General features: G+C 52.6%; 1 protein-coding gene. It reads right to left on the bottom strand.

Features of this window, described 5'->3' with window-relative positions:
- Positions 1-213 (bottom strand): hypothetical protein (locus tag H8K52_RS21010; protein WP_186924836.1); only part of this gene is annotated, 213 nt, incomplete at both ends.

Genomic DNA, 213 nt, shown 5'->3' with positions numbered 1-213 from the left:
CGGCTGTTGCTGTACCACCGCCTAAGTTGTAAGCGTAAGTCGACGCCACAGTTGTTGTTGCGCTTAAGCTGACGGTGTAGACGAGATCATTGCCTTCGACCACATTGTCACCAGCAACGCCTGGTGCACCTGGTTCGACGGTGGTGATGCTTGGTTGGTCATCATCAATAATACCGCCATTGCCTGTTACACCACCGATCACCAATGGTAAGG

Origin of the sequence: Affinundibacterium seohonense, assembly GCF_014284305.1 — a bacterium.
Taxonomy (GTDB): domain Bacteria; phylum Pseudomonadota; class Gammaproteobacteria; order Burkholderiales; family Burkholderiaceae_D; genus Undibacterium; species Undibacterium seohonense.
The sequence above is the reverse complement of the archived record's forward strand: the minus strand, read 5'-3'. Positions and strand labels throughout refer to the sequence as shown.